This window comes from Haloferax sp. Atlit-4N (genome assembly GCF_003383025.1).
Taxonomy (GTDB): domain Archaea; phylum Halobacteriota; class Halobacteria; order Halobacteriales; family Haloferacaceae; genus Haloferax; species Haloferax gibbonsii.
Genome location: NZ_PSYY01000002.1, coordinates 480428 through 495491, shown reverse-complemented (window position 1 = coordinate 495491; position 15064 = coordinate 480428). Strand labels below are relative to the sequence as shown.

General features: G+C 67.0%; 13 protein-coding genes. 2 read left to right on the top strand and 11 right to left on the bottom strand.

The features are described 5' to 3' along the window. Window positions 1-31 precede the first annotated feature (31 nt). Both C5C07_RS11745 and C5C07_RS11740 read right to left on the bottom strand, forming a co-directional pair. Window positions 32-685, bottom strand: a complete 654-nt coding sequence (locus C5C07_RS11745) for a hypothetical protein (RefSeq protein WP_004975293.1) — start codon at window positions 683-685, stop codon at window positions 32-34. Continuing rightward, entirely contained in the window at window positions 682-1581 is a 900-nt protein-coding gene (locus C5C07_RS11740) for a GAF domain-containing protein (protein ID WP_115805118.1), read from the bottom strand. The genes C5C07_RS11745 and C5C07_RS11740 overlap by 4 nt, the downstream gene beginning before the upstream one ends. Window positions 1582-1804: 223 nt before the next feature. Here C5C07_RS11740 and C5C07_RS21695 point away from each other — a divergent pair, with 223 nt between their 5' ends. Continuing rightward, window positions 1805-1981 carry a hypothetical protein gene (locus C5C07_RS21695; RefSeq protein WP_004969725.1) on the top strand — a complete coding sequence of 59 codons (177 nt, stop codon included), beginning with the start codon at window positions 1805-1807 and terminating at the stop codon, window positions 1979-1981. A gap of 22 nt (window positions 1982-2003) precedes the next feature. Here the strand turns inward: C5C07_RS21695 and gcvPB are convergent, their stop codons facing one another. From gcvPB to C5C07_RS11700, 7 genes are all read right to left on the bottom strand, one after another. Continuing rightward, window positions 2004-3425, bottom strand: a complete 1422-nt coding sequence (gene gcvPB, locus C5C07_RS11730; protein WP_050459604.1) for an aminomethyl-transferring glycine dehydrogenase subunit GcvPB — start codon at window positions 3423-3425, stop codon at window positions 2004-2006. Then, a complete protein-coding gene (gcvPA, locus tag C5C07_RS11725) occupies window positions 3425-4768 on the bottom strand; it encodes an aminomethyl-transferring glycine dehydrogenase subunit GcvPA (RefSeq protein WP_049905084.1) in 1344 nt (447 codons plus the stop codon). The genes gcvPB and gcvPA overlap by 1 nt, the downstream gene beginning before the upstream one ends. A 1-nt stretch (window position 4769) precedes the next feature. After that, window positions 4770-5150, bottom strand: a complete 381-nt coding sequence (gene gcvH, locus C5C07_RS11720; protein WP_004975279.1) for a glycine cleavage system protein GcvH — start codon at window positions 5148-5150, stop codon at window positions 4770-4772. 2 nt (window positions 5151-5152) lie between these two features. Continuing rightward, complete coding sequence (gene gcvT / locus C5C07_RS11715) at window positions 5153-6244, bottom strand: glycine cleavage system aminomethyltransferase GcvT (protein WP_050459605.1); 1092 nt, start codon at window positions 6242-6244, stop codon at window positions 5153-5155. A gap of 311 nt (window positions 6245-6555) precedes the next feature. Further along, on the bottom strand, window positions 6556-8979 hold the full coding sequence (locus C5C07_RS11710; RefSeq protein ID WP_115805117.1) for a DUF2309 domain-containing protein: 2424 nt from the start codon (window positions 8977-8979) through the stop codon (window positions 6556-6558). Further along, window positions 8969-10453: a proton-conducting transporter membrane subunit gene (locus tag C5C07_RS11705; protein WP_004975273.1), complete on the bottom strand. Its 1485-nt coding sequence runs from the start codon at window positions 10451-10453 to the stop codon at window positions 8969-8971. The genes C5C07_RS11710 and C5C07_RS11705 overlap by 11 nt, the downstream gene beginning before the upstream one ends. A 420-nt stretch (window positions 10454-10873) precedes the next feature. Continuing rightward, entirely contained in the window at window positions 10874-11359 is a 486-nt protein-coding gene (locus tag C5C07_RS11700) for an Lrp/AsnC family transcriptional regulator (RefSeq protein ID WP_004975272.1), read from the bottom strand. A gap of 427 nt (window positions 11360-11786) precedes the next feature. On the opposite strand from C5C07_RS11700, the gene tuf reads away from it, so the two are divergent. Next, entirely contained in the window at window positions 11787-13049 is a 1263-nt protein-coding gene (tuf, locus tag C5C07_RS11695) for a translation elongation factor EF-1 subunit alpha (RefSeq protein WP_004975270.1), read from the top strand. A gap of 118 nt (window positions 13050-13167) precedes the next feature. Here the strand turns inward: tuf and C5C07_RS11690 are convergent, their stop codons facing one another. Both C5C07_RS11690 and C5C07_RS11685 read right to left on the bottom strand, forming a co-directional pair. Next, window positions 13168-13419, bottom strand: coding sequence for a hypothetical protein (locus tag C5C07_RS11690; RefSeq protein WP_004975269.1), 252 nt, complete (start codon window positions 13417-13419; stop codon window positions 13168-13170). A 338-nt stretch (window positions 13420-13757) separates the two neighbouring features. Beyond that, complete coding sequence (locus tag C5C07_RS11685) at window positions 13758-15050, bottom strand: RimK family alpha-L-glutamate ligase (protein ID WP_004975267.1); 1293 nt, start codon at window positions 15048-15050, stop codon at window positions 13758-13760. Window positions 15051-15064: the final 14 nt, after the last annotated feature.

Genomic DNA, 15064 nt, shown 5'->3' with positions numbered 1-15064 from the left:
AGGGACCCCGTCGCACTCGCTCGTCGGCCGCCTATATCGAGACGGTGAGCGTCTCGTCGACGCCGGCGAGTCCCGAGACGGTGAGCGTCGCCTCCCGTCGGCCGGTCGCTTCGACCTCGATGCAGACGCCGAACGAGGTCTTCATCCCGGCGACGACGCTCTGGACGCTCGCGCCGATGTCGCTGCTCGTATCGAGCGCGCAGACGCCGATGCCCTCGCCGCGGCGGAGTTCGGACAGGAAGTTCGAGTTCAACAGCCGGTAGACCGAGCGCACGTCGTCGACGGCCTCGCAGATGGACGAACAGAGGAAGATGCCCGACCGGAACCGGGCGGTCTCCTGTTGGGACTCCGAGAGGAGCATCGAGTAGCTCATCCCGAGTTTCGTGAGGTCGGCGAGGTCACTTATCGGTTCGACGCCCTCGCCGGTCGCTCCGGTGGCGGCGAGAACAGACGAGCGCGAACGGGCACCCCGCACTTGTCGGTCGAGCGCGCGGCGAACCGAACGCCCGCCGTCGTCGGTCGCCAAGACGACGCTTCGCTCGTCTTCTTCCGCGGCGACCAGTCGATAGAACACCGATTCGAGCGCGTCCGAGTCGTCCCCGACGAGGAGGATGCTCGTCCCGCTGTCGATTCCGTCCGGCGCGATGTCGCCGGCGCTGAACGGCTCCGCGGTCGAGAGGCTCACTGGCCGACCTCCGCCGGCGCGGCGCGGGATTCGAGAACGGACTGCCGCAGTTCGAGAACTTCCATCGCGGTCTCGGCGAACTGCTGGAGTTCGCGGCGCTCCTCGGCGTCGTAGGTCCGGACGACGTCGTCGATGAGACACACTTGGCCGATGACGTGCCCGTCCGGCGTGGTCATGTTCGCGCCGGCGTACGAGCGGATGCCGAGGTTCGAGAGATGGGGGTTCTCGCTGAACCGCTTGTCCTCGCGGATGTCTTCGACGACCATCACGTCCTCCTGGAGCATGCTGTGGGTACAGATGGTGTCTTCGCGGGTCAGTCGGTCCCAGTCGCCGCCGTGGCACGCGACGATGTCCTCCACCTCCGCCTCGACGAGGCCGATGAACGCGATGGCCGTCCCGAAGTGGCTCGCTATCAGGTCGGTGAGTCTGTCGAAGCTCTCTTGGATGGGCAGTTCGTCGATGTCGTAGGACGCGAGCGCGTCGAGGCGCTCTTCTTCGTCGTCGGGCTTGAGGAAGCCCACCTGCGCGCTGTGATTGATAACGTCGTCGACGACGTACGTCAGTCGGTCGCGCGCGTCCGGCAGGTCGCGGTTGATGTACTCCAAGAGCACCTCCTCGAAGGAGGCGGTGTCTATCGCTCCGGGCGACACGTCGGTGAACAACACGCAGGGCGTTTGCGGCGCGGTTTCACGGATTGCGCGGGCGATTTCGAGCCCGCTCCCGTCGTCGAGTTCGTATCCGGTCACGACGCAGACGACAGCGCGCTCGTCGAGCGCCGTGCGGGCGGCTTCGACGGTCGTCGCTTCGACTGCCTCGAACGTCTCTTCGGCATCGATTGCGGCGGCGACCGAGGAGACTCGGTCGGCGTTATCGACGCACAGAATTGTCCGACTCATCTGTACTCGACCTGCGACTGACCGGGTAAAGCTCTGTGTACCAAATTATCATATCAGATAGTTACCGTCGGCGGGACGGTTTCAGCGGAGGCTGGAGCCGGCGCTCGCCATTGCGGGCATTCGGCCGCCGAGACGGATTTCATATCGTCGTAATTGGTTTATCGTGGTTCGCTCCCGCCCGCGAACCAATATCTTCAACAACGACTACCACGGATTCGACCCCATGAGCGACCTCGAAATCCAGCGCGAATGCCCGGCCTGCGGCAACGACACGTTCTACCTCGCCGCCAGCATGGAGATTCACCTCGGCACGAAGACGAAGTGGCACTGCACGGAGTGCGACTACGGCTACATCCACATCACGGACGACATCGAGACGTACGCGAAAGCGGAAGCGTAAGCCGCGAAAAAGAGGTTTTTCGTTATTCGCCGTCGCCGAGCGCCTGCCACGAGAGTCGCGGGTTCCGCGCGGCGGACACCTGGTCGATGCGGCGGGCGCTGGTCTTCGTGGGCGCGGTTTCGAGCGCCTCGTCGGAGTCGGCGTACGCCGCGTTGAAGGCGTGTGCGAGGTCGTCGAGCGACGCCTTGTCCTCGACTTCCGTCGGCTCCGTGAGCATCGCCTGCGAGACGAGTTCGGGCCACTTCGTCGTCGGCGGGTGGACGCCGTAGTCGAGCATGCGCTTCGCCACGTCGGCGGCGTCGCGGTCGCCCGAGGTCGCCGCGAACTCGTGGTGGAACGGCCCGTAGGGGACTTCGAGGTCTATCTGCGAGGCGAGGTAGTTCGCGTTGAGGACGGCCTTGGCGCTGGCGTCCGCGAGGCCGGCGTCGCCGAGGCGGGCGATGTAGGCGTACGCCTTCACGAGGACGAGCCAGTTGCCGGCGAAGCCGTGGACCTTGCCGATAGACGACTCGGGTTCGTACTGCTCGTAGCCGGCGGCCGTCTCGCGGACCATCGGACTCGGGAGGAACTCCGCGAGCTCTTCGACCACGCCGACCGGGCCCGCACCGGGGCCGCCGCCGCCGTGGGGCGTGGCGAACGTCTTGTGGACGTTGTAGTGCATGATGTCGAAGCCCATGTCGCCGGGGCGGGCGCGGCCGAGCAGCGCGTTGAGGTTCGCGCCGTCGTAGTACAGCAGGCCGCCCGCGTCGTGGACCATCTCGGCGATGTCGACGATGTCGCGCTCGAACAGCCCGAGCGTGTTGGGGTTCGTGAGCATGAGCGCGGCCGTCTCCTCGGAGATGGCGGCGTCGAGCGCCTCCATGTCGACGCGGCCGTCGTCGTCGGACGGGAGTTCGACCACGTCGTAGCCGGCCATCGCGGCCGACGCGAAGTTCGTCCCGTGGGCCGACGAGGGGATGATAATCTCCGAGCGGTCGTCGTCGCGCGACTCGTGGTACGCCTTGGCGACGAGGATGCCCGTGAACTCGCCCGCTGCGCCCGCCGGGGGCTGGAGCGTCACGGCGTCCATGCCGCCGATGTCAGCGAGGTACTCCTGCAGGCCGTGCAGGAGGCCGAGCGTCCCCTGAATCGTCCGGTCGGAGCGGTCGGGGTGCACCCCGGCGTTGGGGTCCGCGGCCACGTCCTCCGTGAACGAGGGGTTGTACTTCATCGTACACGACCCCAGCGGGTACGGTCCGAGTTCGACGCTGTAGTTCATCTGCGACAGGCGCGTGTAGTGGCGCGCCAGTTGCGGCTCAGACAGCGCCGGCAGCGTCAGTTCGTCGCGGGTCAGGTCGTCGGGGAGGACGCCCTCGGAATCGACCTCGACGGTCGTGCTGTCCTTCTCGGACAGGAGCGGTTCGTACTCGTCGTCGCGGCTGAATCGGGCTTGGTCGAAGTTCATCAGATGACCTCCTCGAAGGCCGCGACCAGTCCGTCCGCGGCGTCGGCGTTCGCGTCGGTGATACAGACCTGCAGGCGGTGGTCGTCGAGGGCGTGGACCGCGAAGCCGCGGCCCGCGAGGTCGTTCGTGATGGCGGGCGCGGGCTGGTCCGTCCGGACGACGAACTCGCGGAAGTGGTGGCGGTCGTAGAGCGGGGCCTTGACGCCCGAAAGCTCGTCCAACCGGGCCGCGAGGTCGCGGGCGTCGGTGACGGCCCGCTCGGCGAGGTCGACGAGGCGGTCGGGGCCGAGCCACGCCATGTGCATGGCGGTGCGGAGCGCGACCCACGCCTGATTCGTACAGATGTTCGAGGTCGCACGCTCCTTGCGGATGTGCTGTTCGCGGGTCTGGAGCGTCAGCGTGAACGCCCGCATATCCGCGCTGTCCTCGGAGACGCCGACGAGCCGGCCGGGGACCTGCCGGAGGTACTCCTCGCGGGTGGCGAAGATACCGAGGCCCATGCCGTAGGACGTTCCGAGGCCGAGCGCGCCGGCCTCGCCGACGACCACGTCGGCACCGACGCTCGCGGGCTCTTCGAGCAGGGCGAGCGCCACGAGGTCGCTGCCGAGACAGAACAGCGCGTCGTTGTCGTGGGCGAGGTCGCCGATGTCGGCGAGTCGCTCCTCGATGACGCCGCGGACCGTCGGGGTCTCGGCGTAGACCATCACGGTCTCGTCGTCGACGAGGTCCGCGAGGGCCTCGACGTCGACCGCGCCGTCGTCCATCGGGTACTCGCCGATTTCCATCTCCGCGCCGTCGAGGTAGTTCTCCAAGACGCCGAGACGGCCCTCGTGGAGGTGTTCGGGGACGAGCACGCGGTGGCCGCTCGCGCCGCGGCGGAGGCGGTTCGCGAGGAGCGCGGCCTCGGCGAGCGCCGTCGCGGCGTCGTACATCGAGCAGTTGGCGACCGGGAGCCCGGTCAGTTCGACCAGCATCGACTGGTACTCGAACAGCACCTGCAGGAAGCCCTGCGCGATTTCGGGCTGGTACTGCGTGTACGAGGTGAGGAACTCGGAGCGCCGCGAGAGGTCGTCGACCAGCGCCGGCACGTAGTGAGCGTGGTGGCCGCGGCCGAGGAACTCCGTCAGCTCCTCGTTGCGCGAGAACAGGTCGGCCATGGCGTTCCTGAGTTCCTGTTCGTCGGTGCCGGGGACGCCGAACTCGCCGTCGAAGCGGACCTCATCGGGGATGTCGAAGAGGGCTTCCGCGCTGTCGACGCCGACGGCGTTCAGCATCGCTTCCTCGTCGGCGTCGGTGTGTGGGGCGTACGGGCTTCCGACCCGCCGTCCGTTTCCAGCCGTCATCTCACTCCGTCTGCTCGCGGTACTCCTCGGGAGAGAGGAGGTCGTCGAACTCGCTCGCGTCGGCCGGTTCGACTTCGAGCATCCAGCCGTCGCCGTAGGGGTCGTCGTTGAGGAGTTCCGGGGCGTCGAACAGCTCCTCGTTGACGGCCGTGACCGTGCCCGAGATGGGGGCGTAGAGGTCCGAGACGGCCTTGATGCTCTCGACCACGCCGAACTCCTCGCCGGCGGCGAGTTCGTCGCCCTCGGCGGGGAGTTCGACGAAGACGACGTCGCCCAGTTCGTCCTGTGCGAAGTCGGAGATGCCGATTTTGACGGCGTCGCCCTCGGTGGTGGTCCATTCGTGCGATTCCAGGTACTTCCGGTCGTCAGGGATTTCGAACATTGTCAGTTGATGAAGGGAGGTGTCACGATTACTGCGCGCTTCTCGCGGCCGCGGACGAGCACCGAAATCTCGGTCTCGTCGTCGGCGTACTCGACGGGGACGTAGCCGAGGCCGATTGGCTCCGACAGCGTCGGGCTCATCGTCCCGCTCGTCACGACGCCGATGACCTCGCCGTCCTCGTCGGCGATGTCGTAGCCGTGTCGGGGAACGCCGCGGTCGAGGAGGGCGAAGCCGACGAACGTCTCGTCGACGCCGGCCTCGGACTGCTGTTCGAGGGCGTCGCGGCCCACGAACTCGGTGTCGAGCTTGACGACGAAGCCGATGCCGGCCTCGTAGGGGGTCCGGGGCTCAGTCTCGGGGTCGAAGTCCTGTCCCGAGAGCAGGTAGCCCATCTCCAGTCGGAGCGTGTCGCGGGAGCCGAGCCCGCAGGGGGTCGCGTCGAGCGCCGACCAGACGGTCTCGGCGTCGTCCCACGGACAGAGGACCTCGAAGCCGTCTTCGCCGGTGTAGCCCGTCCGGGCCACCCAGCACTCGACGCCCGCCACGTCGGCGAACGTCGCTTGGAACTTCGAGAGGTCGCCGAGGGCGGCGTCGGGCGCGGCGTCGGTGACCGAATCGAGAGCGTCCGGGCCCTGTACCGCGAACATCGCCCAGTCCTCGGTCACGTCTTCGACGGTGGCGTCGAGGTCCCAGTCGTCGCGGAACGAGGTCCAGCGGTCGTACATCTCCTCGTCGTGGCCGGCGTTCGGGATGAAGAGGTAGACCCGCTCGTCGCGGTCGGGGAGTCGGTAGACGACGGTGTCGTCGATGATGACGCCCTCGTCGTTCACGATGGCCGAGTACTGCGAATCACCCGGTTCGAGGGCCGTCACGTCGTTCGTCGTCAGGCGCTGCATCAGCGCGGTCGCGTCCGGGCCGGACACCTCGAGTTCGCTCATGTGCGAAACGTCGAAGATGCCGACCGATTCTCGGACGGCCACGTGTTCGGCCTTGATGGAGTCGTACTCCACAGGCATGTCCCATCCGCCGAACTCGGTAAACGTCGCCCCGGCGTCCGCGTGGACGTCGTACAACGGCGGCTTGCGAAGGCCCATACAGGCCCCTGCGAACTGCGATAAGTAATGCTTTGGTATCTGTTCGCTCGGTCTGTTCATTATCTTGCATGAATCGGGGGCGAGTTGCGGGGGTAAACACCACGAACCCGCAACCAGGTGGCGAAATCTGCCGTCCGGGAGCGGTCGCGGCCTGGACGGCGCTCGGAGCGATAAACCGACTACTACGATACAGAACTCCGAAACGGAGTTGCGACGCGCCGCGAGGTCGCTATCCGCGTCGTACTGGGCGGTGACAGAGAGTCAGAAAAGCGGAGGCCACCGGGGTCGCTGCCGCCTGTCCGCGAGGACGGTCAGTCGTCCGCGACGGCGGCCGTGGTCGGCGTCTCTGGTTCCGGGCGCGCTTCGACCTGTTCGGACGCCGGCGTCCACGTCAGTTCCTCCTCGTAGTGGAAGGCGCGGTGGTCCTGCGTCGGGTCGACGATCGTCAGCGAGAGCCAGTCGTTGTCGAGCAGTTCGGTCAGTTCCGCGTGGTCGGCCAGCACGTCGGAGACGCGGTCGACCGGCGCGTGGATAATCGTCGAGAGGCGGAGCGGCTGGTGGTACGGCCTGTCGTCAGCGGCCATCAGCGACTGGAGCGGAAGTCCGGTCATCAGGTCGCCGCCGTTGCCCTGGTAGACGCCGACGTTGCCGACGGGGTTCTGGGTCACCTTCGACCCGCTCCCGTAGACGGCGTTGTCGACCGTCGAGAAGTAGTACTGGGCGTTAATCCACTGCGTGACGACCATCGGGCCCGTCAGAATCGCTTCGAGCGCGTCGCCGTCGGGGTCCGTCGAGTGGTTGTACGAGTGGAGGAACGCGCGGCCGTCGAGGTCGAGGTCGCTCGTCAGTTCGCGGGGGCCGATGACGAAGCCGGCGTTGCCGGCCAGTCCCCACTCGGGACGCGTCTCGGCCCAGTCGGCGGCGCGGCGCTCGGTCTCCCTGACGCCCGCGGAGCCGTCGGCTCCCATCGACTCGGCGCGCTCGGCGGTCGCATTCTCCCGGGCGACCGCGAGGTCCGCGCGCAGCTGGTCGAGGCCGTCGGCGTGGCTCTCGGGCACGTCGCCGTCGAACAGGTCGATTTCGTCGGTCGTCGTGTTGTGTTCGCCGGCGACGAACACCGTGTCCTCGGGGATGTCGAACCCGCGGTCGCGGAGTTCGGCTTTGACGGTCTCGTCGTTGCAGATTGCCGCGAGGACGCGGGCGTTCGGTCCGCCGGGGTTGCCGGCGCAGGCACCGCAGTCCAGACTCGAATCGAACGGGTTGTTCGCCGTCTCGCTGGCGTGGCCGGTGAACACGACGAGGCGACCGAACTCCTCCCAGCCCATCAGTCCGAAGGCGTTCGCGGCGTACTCGACTTTCTCCTCGTCGGTCAGCCCCACCGGGAGGTCGCCGACGTAGGAGTGCTGCCGGTGGACGGCCTGGTCGCAGAACTCGTGGTTGTCGGGGACCGCGTCGTCGGCGGTTCCCAGCAGGTCGGAGACGCGCCCGGGGACGAGCGTGCGGGCCGCGAGGGCCAGTCCGTACCCGCTTCCGGCGCTCTCGACGAAGCCGAAGGCGGTAGCGGGGTTGGTCTTCAGCGACTCGATGACTTCGCCCGCGGTCTCGCGGAAGCGCGACCAGCGGTCGTGGCTCGCCTTCGTCTCCGTGTCGGTCGGGACCTCGGAGACGTGGTGCTGCGGGTCGACAATCGGGGGACAGGCGTCGACCGCCACCTCGGCGTCGTAGCCCTGGTACTCCATCGGGATGCCGAAGAAGCCGGCGTAGCCGTGGGTCTCGTAGTCGCCGGTGTCCTCGATGTGGCGGCGGATGACCTCGGAGCGCGTGTCGATACAGAAGACCAACTGCGCGTCCGGGCGACCGGCGGAGCCGCTGTCGTCGAGGGCCTCGCTCTCGGCGGCGACGCGGTCGACGACCTCGCCGCGGTAACTCGCCTCCCACGCGCTCAGGAACGCGTCGGCGAGTTCGTCGGTCGCATCGGCCTCGCCGCGTTCGGGACCGGTCGACGGCTCGACATCGACGCCGAACGCGTCGAGGAGCGCGAGACGTGCCGCGAGGTAGCCTTCGAGCGTAATCGGGTGCGTGGACTGCCACTCGCCGCCGTCGGCGGCGCGTTGCTTGATGAAGCCGGTCCAGCCGGGGAGCGCGGCGAGTTGCTCCTCGAATATCGGGACCCACTGGCTCTGGGGATACGACTCCAGCGCGGCCTCGACGGTTTCGACCGGCGACTCGGGTAGGTCGGCGACGATTCCGTCGTCGGGAATCTGCCCGTCGTACGCGGCCATCGACCGGAAGGCGCTGTAGAACCCGTCTTCGCGGTTCGGCATCGGCCAGTGGGCCTGTCCCTCGTCGAGGAACGCCGACAGCCACTTCGTCAGCACGCGGTCGACCCGCGCGGTGTCGGCGTCAGTCTCGGCGTCCGAGGGCTCCGACTCGACGCCGGCGTCCATGCGCTCCAGCAGCGTTTCGGGGTCGTCGTCGTAGCCGCGCTCGGCCAGTTCCGAGGCGAGCGCGTCGGGGTCGATTTGCCCGTCGTCGAGGGCCGCCCGGAACGTCTCGGGGGTCGGGTAGCCGCGACCGCCGACGAGGTCAGCGGCCTGGGTGACGGCCTCGTGGAACGGCATGTCTTCGAATCCCGAAAGCGGGTTGGCCGTCACGAACGAGTGAATCGGCCAGACCGAACCGACGGTCGTCGCCGCTTTGTCGATGCTGTCTTCGATGGTGTGTTCAGTACTCATTGTAGTCCTCCGTGGCGGTCAGCACGGTGCTGGAGGCGGGTTGGCTCGCGTTCAACAGCGCGACGTAGAGGCGGTGGCTGCGCTCGTGGACGCCGAGTTCTATCGCGGCGTAGACGACGAGGAAGACGCCGGCGACGAGCGCGTGGAGCGCGGTCAGTTCGGCCGGTGCCTCGACGACCGGCAGCCCGGACAGGAGGCTCGAAACCGCCTCGTAGGCGAGCGCGTAGACGGTGATTGCCGGCAAGAAGACGAGCGGGACCGCGCCGTAGCGGACTGTCGTCGGAAGCGAGGCGTGCGCGACGACGTTGCGGGCCGCGTGCAGCGTGGTGAGCACGACGAACGTCACGAGCAGGAGCCCGCTGTCGAGGTGCGTTCCCTTCCCGGTGAGCGCCGCGAACAGCGCGCCGCCGGCCAGCCCGGTCGCCAGGACGACGACCGCGCCCGCGACACCGGTCTCGTGGGCGCCGTGGTCCGTCGGGGCGGTGTGTTCGACCGCCGCGCCCGCGCTGAGGAAGTGGTACGCCTTGTAGAATCCGTGCAGGATGAGGTGGGTGATGGCGGCTCCGAAGAAGCCGAGGCCGGCCTGCATAATCATGAAGCCCATCTGGCCGATGGTCGAACAGCCGAGTTCGCTCTTGACGTCCGACTGGACGTTCTTGAGCAGCTTTCCGAGCAGGGCGCTCGTCGCGCCGACGGCCACGATGCCGAGCATGAGCGTGGCGTCGAGGGTCACGACCGGGGCGAACCGAAGCAGCAGGATGCCGCCCGCGTTGACGAACCCGGCGTGCATCAGCGCGGAGGCGGGCGTCGGGGCGGTCATCGACGAGAGCAGCCAGCCGTGGAACGGGACGAGCGCGGACTGAATCATCGCCGCGAGGACGAGCGCGACACAGGCGAGAAGCCACACCGGCCCGCCGAGCCCGTCGGCGCTCGCGGCGATGCCGGAGACCGTCGTCGCGCCGGTCGCCCACCAGAGGGCCGCGAGCGCGACGCCGAGGAACGCGCTACTGGCGAGGAAGTACCTGCGAGCGACGCTCGCGGCGGCCTGCGCTTGATTCCAGCCGTCGATGATGCCGATGAGTTTCGCCATTGCCAGTCCCATCGTCAGCCAGAGCAGCCAGAACAGCGCGACGTGGTCGGCCGCGACGAGTCCCATCACGGCGACCGTGAAGCCGAACACGGTGGCGAAGAAGCTCGTCTCGTGGCGACTGCCGGCCATGTAGCGGCGCGAGTAGCTGTGGACGATGCCGCTGAAGAACGTCACGACCACCCACAGCAGCACGGTCAGGCCGTCGACGGCGACGACGCCGGGAACCTCCCACGCGCCGCCGAGTCGGACTCGGGCGAAGAGCACGGCGACGCTCGCGGCGAACAGCGCCCACACGAGCTTCGTTAGTGCGACGGGCGCGAGTGGCGAGTCCGCCACCGCGTCCGGGAGTGCTCCGACCGTCGGTTTCGAGCTGTGTCCTGACATCGTTCGATTCGTCGTTGACCAGAACGGTCACCGAAACGCGTTCGGCGTCCGATACTGGTCGTCCTTACACCCATCCGAGAACAGATTGTCTATTAAATCTACCTACATTCACAAATCGTTCGCAAATTAGCCATTATAGAACATTATGGTTTTGCGAGTGCGGGACGACTCGAACAGCCGGCCCTGGAGAGGCAAAATCGGCTTAGAACGCTCTTTTCGACCCTCGTATCGTACTATCCGCCCGTTCGACGACCGAGTGTCGGCGACGATTTACACGGGGGCGACGTTCCGCGACGACCCGTGGCTGCGGTCGCTCGTCGGGCTCGGTGACCGATTCGTGAACGCTCCGTTCGATTCGTGAACGCTCCGTTCGATTCGTGAACGACCCGTTCGTCGCGAGGATATCGTGCGCGCGCCCGCTCAGGAGTCGTTTTCGGCGTGTCTCTCGGCGTCGAACTTCCCGAACGGCGTCGTCTCGTGCGTGCGGACGAGCACCTCGTCGGCGACGGTGAGTCCCATATCGAGGAGTTCCTGCGCGATAGACGTGATGTCGCCGTCCGTCTCGCCGACGGCGGTGACGAGGAGGTTCTGTTCGCCGGTGACCAGTTCTTGGACGGCCACGACCCCGTCCATCTCCAGAATCTCGGGGACGAGCTCGCCCCGCTTGGGAATCGAGGCGGTGCAGTAGAGCAGCATTCGGAGGGGATAGCCCGACTTCCCATAGTCGACGCTCGCGCTGTAGCCCTTGACGACGCCGTCGGATTCGAGTCGCTGGATGCGCTTGCGGACGGTGCTGTCCGAGGTTCCCGTTCGCTTCGCGATGTCGCCGGACGACATGTTCCGGGCGTCCTCTTGGAGCGCGTACAGAATCGCCTTGTCCACGTCGTCGATATCCTCGCCAGCCATGCCACTACCTCGGGGTGGAGAGCACTTTATCCTTTGATATTGTTCGGACGGTGGTCCGCGCGGTACCCGACGTCCGTCGTCTCCGGGGGTAGATTTATTACCCATCCGATACAATTAGTTACTATGATTGTTGTAAAAGATAACACCGACGTGTCCGACGCTCACGAGCAGTCCGTTCGCCGCACGGCCACCTTCGCCGACATGGCCGCCGCGATGCGCGGGTTCTGAGTGGTTCGTCGGGGTTCGGTTCTCCTCTCGGTTCGCCCGACTGCGCCGCGACATGACTGATTTCCTGAGTTTTCGCGTCCCCTGATAACCCGTTTCCTCGACTCGTCCGAACCGGCGCGAGACGCGCTTCGAGCCGGGAAAACGGATTTACCTTTGGGTGTCATATTCTACCAAACTGGGCGACACCGCCCTGATACCCATGGCAGACAAACCACACCAGAACCTAGCCATCATCGGACACGTCGACCACGGGAAATCCACGCTCGTCGGCCGGCTCCTGTTCGAGACAGGCAGCGTCCCGGAACACATCATCGAACAACACCGCGAGGAGGCGGCGTCCAAGGGGAAGTCGGGCTTCGAGTTCGCCTACGTGATGGACAACCTCGCCGAGGAGCGCGAACGCGGCGTCACCATCGACATCGCCCACCAGCGCTTCGACACGGACAAGTACTACTTCACCATCGTGGACACGCCCGGCCACCGCGACTTCGTGAAGAACATGATTACGGGCGCGTCGCAGGCCGACCACGCGATTCTCGTCGTCGCCGCCGACGACGGCGTCGCGCCGCAGACCCGCGAGCACGTCTTCCTCGCTCGAACGCTCGGCATCGAGGAACTCATCATCGCGGTCAACAAGATGGACGTCGTCGACTACAGCGAGGACTCCTACAAGCAGGTCAAAGAGGAGGTCCAACAGCTCCTGAACCAGGTACGGTTCAACTCCGACGACGCCGGTTTCATCCCCATCTCGGCGTTCGAGGGCGACAACATCTCCGAGCCCTCGGAGAACATGCCGTGGTTCGACGGGCCGACCGTACTGGAGTCACTCAACAACCTCCCAGAGCCGTCGCCGCCGACGGACGCGCCGCTCCGCGTCCCGATTCAGGACGTGTACACCATCTCCGGCATCGGGACAGTCCCGGTCGGCCGCGTCGAGACGGGGATTCTCAAGACCGGCGACAACGTCCGGTTCATGCCCTCTGACGCGGGTGGCGAGGTGAAGACCATCGAGATGCACCACGAGGAGGTCCCGGAGGCGGGCCCCGGCGACAACGTCGGCTTCAACGTCCGCGGCGTCGGCAAGGACGACATCCGCCGCGGCGACGTCTGCGGCCCGGCCGACGACCCGCCGTCGGTCGCCAAGACGTTCAAGGCGCAAATCGTGGTCATGCAACACCCGTCGGTCATCACCGCGGGCTACACGCCGGTCATCCACGCGCACACGGCGCAGGTCGCCTGTACGTTCGAGTCGCTCGACCAGAAGCTCGACCCCGCGTCGGGCGAGGTCGCAGAGGAAGAGCCGGACTTCATCAAGGCCGGCGACGCCGCCGTCGTCACGCTGCGTCCCCAGAAGCCGCTCAGCATCGAACCGTCGTCAGAAATCGCCGAACTCGGGAGCTTCGCCATCCGCGACATGGGACAGACCATCGCGGCCGGCAAAGTCCTCGAAGTCTACGAGTAGCGCCCGGTTTCGACCACCGTTTTTCGTCCCACCGCCGCGACAGCGGTCGGGCCGTCTGCGCGGAGGTCGGCCGACCGATTGGTCACAAACCGCGTGTGAGCGTCCGCGGCCCGCGGCGTCACTCGTTAGCGCCGGGGTAGAGCGCCGACACCTGCCAGACGTTCGCGCGAACGCCGGCCCGCTCGATGTCCATCCGCACGCGGTCGCCGGCGTGGTGGTTCGCGAGGTAGTCGCGGAAGGTGCTGTTCTCGTAGGAGGTGACGTGGTACGTCGACCCGTTGTCGCCGCGGAGGGTCGCCGCACCGTGGTCGTTTACCTCGTTTACGATTGTGAACGTATTCGAATTATTTCTGGACGCTGTCTCGGACATACTCCATTATATGTTAATGAGATACATAAAACCCGGCGACGCGTTTAGTAAATCATTATAAACTACATCGTGATTGTTTCCCACGGAAAACCGTCCGCTCGCCGTCGGTCGGTTTTCGGAGAATGGCCCGCGTCCGGTGGTCGATTCGACGCGCCGTGCGCCGGCTGTTGGGTTGCGACCGGCGTGGGACGTGACGCGACACGGCCACGCTATCGAGCGCGGGTGGGTCGTCGAAACGAATCGTGTCGCGTGAGTACGGCTTCTCGAATCGGGGACGGGGCGCAGTCGTCATAGGAAGTGGAGCCAATTAACGGAATGGCTTGATATATCCGGTTTGATTAGTCACCCGCGTCGCCGCGGACGCCCCGGCGCACGTCGACGTAGTAGTCGCGGAGCAGGTCCCGGCCGATTCGAAGCGGCGTCTCCGGACCCACGTCCTCGTCGAGCACCGCGGTCACGGTCCGCCGTTCCCCCGCGAGTTCGACCACGATATCCACCCGCGGGGGCGCGCCGTCGTCAACCACGTCCGGCGGCTCGGTACCGAGGTCGGCCGCCAACCGGGGGTCGATTCGCGTCGTCGACGCGGCGGTGTCGATGCGCGCGAGTACCGCTTTCGACCCGCTGACGCCGGTGACGGTCACGCGCTCCGCGTGGCCGACGACGGGGACCCGCTCGTCGCGGATTCCCGAAGGGGCGTCTGCCGGTCGCGTCCCGTCGAGAGAGCGCTCGACCCGCTCGACGAGCGCCGGGTCGACGCGCCCGCCAGCGCGCTCGATTGCGAGGCGGGCGATGGCCGCCGCGGGCGACCGACCGGTGGCGCGGAAGAGCCCGCGGAACCCCGCCGTCGGGTTGACTTCGAGGACGACCCAGCCGTCGTCGCTCTCGATGAGGTCGACGCCGGCGTAGTCGAGACCGAGCGCCCTCGCCGCCCGGAGCGCCGTTCCCGCGGCCTCCGGCGGGAGTTCCTCCGTCGCGTCCTCGACGTCGCCGCCGAGCGCGACGTTCGTGCGCCAGTCGCCCGCCGGGGCGTAGCGGTACATCGCGCCGACGACCTCGTCGTCGACGATATAGATTCGGAGGTCGCGGTGGCGTTCGCTCGCGTCGACGTACTCCTGAATGAACGCTCGCCGGCCGTCGACGGTCGCCGAGACGGCCCGGTCGTGGTCGACCAGCCACGTCCCCCCGCCGTTGGTCCCGACGGCAGTCTTGTAGACGACTGGCGTCCCGAACCCCTCTCGCGCGGCGTTCAGCCTGGCGTCCGCGGTGGCCATGTACGTGTGCGGCACCGGGACGCCCGCGGCGGCCAGCCTGCTCCCCGTCGCGTGTTTGTGGACGGCGAAGAGGACGCTCCGCGGGTCGTTGAGCACGGGTCGAACGGCGGCGTAGCAACTGGCGATAGAGAGGTCTTCGAGCGGGCTCGTCGACTTCGACAGCAGGAGCCGGTTGACCACCACGTCGACGTCGGGGTCGAGCGCGACGCCCGACGGCGACACGTCGATGCCGACCGCCTCCTCGTGCAACCAGACGGCCTCGTGGCCGAGCGCCCTGACCGCGTTGCTGATGGCTTTCGTCTCCCTGCTGTCGTGGAATCCCAGAATCCCCACGGTGACCGTCGGTTCGTCCCCACCCATAGGTGAGACTACGC

Coding starts and splice junctions, on each gene's coding strand:
- C5C07_RS11740 (WP_115805118.1), bottom strand. CDS start 1,581: ATGAGTCGGACAATTCTGTGCGTCGATAACGCCGACCGAGTCTCCTCG.
- C5C07_RS21695 (WP_004969725.1), top strand. CDS start 1,805: ATGAGCGACCTCGAAATCCAGCGCGAATGCCCGGCCTGCGGCAACGAC.
- gcvPB (WP_050459604.1), bottom strand. CDS start 3,425: ATGAACTTCGACCAAGCCCGATTCAGCCGCGACGACGAGTACGAACCG.
- gcvPA (WP_049905084.1), bottom strand. CDS start 4,768: ATGACGGCTGGAAACGGACGGCGGGTCGGAAGCCCGTACGCCCCACAC.
- gcvH (WP_004975279.1), bottom strand. CDS start 5,150: ATGTTCGAAATCCCTGACGACCGGAAGTACCTGGAATCGCACGAATGG.
- gcvT (WP_050459605.1), bottom strand. CDS start 6,244: ATGGGCCTTCGCAAGCCGCCGTTGTACGACGTCCACGCGGACGCCGGG.
- C5C07_RS11710 (WP_115805117.1), bottom strand. CDS start 8,979: ATGAGTACTGAACACACCATCGAAGACAGCATCGACAAAGCGGCGACG.
- C5C07_RS11705 (WP_004975273.1), bottom strand. CDS start 10,453: ATGTCAGGACACAGCTCGAAACCGACGGTCGGAGCACTCCCGGACGCG.
- C5C07_RS11700 (WP_004975272.1), bottom strand. CDS start 11,359: ATGGCTGGCGAGGATATCGACGACGTGGACAAGGCGATTCTGTACGCG.
- tuf (WP_004975270.1), top strand. CDS start 11,787: ATGGCAGACAAACCACACCAGAACCTAGCCATCATCGGACACGTCGAC.
- C5C07_RS11690 (WP_004975269.1), bottom strand. CDS start 13,419: ATGTCCGAGACAGCGTCCAGAAATAATTCGAATACGTTCACAATCGTA.
- C5C07_RS11685 (WP_004975267.1), bottom strand. CDS start 15,050: ATGGGTGGGGACGAACCGACGGTCACCGTGGGGATTCTGGGATTCCAC.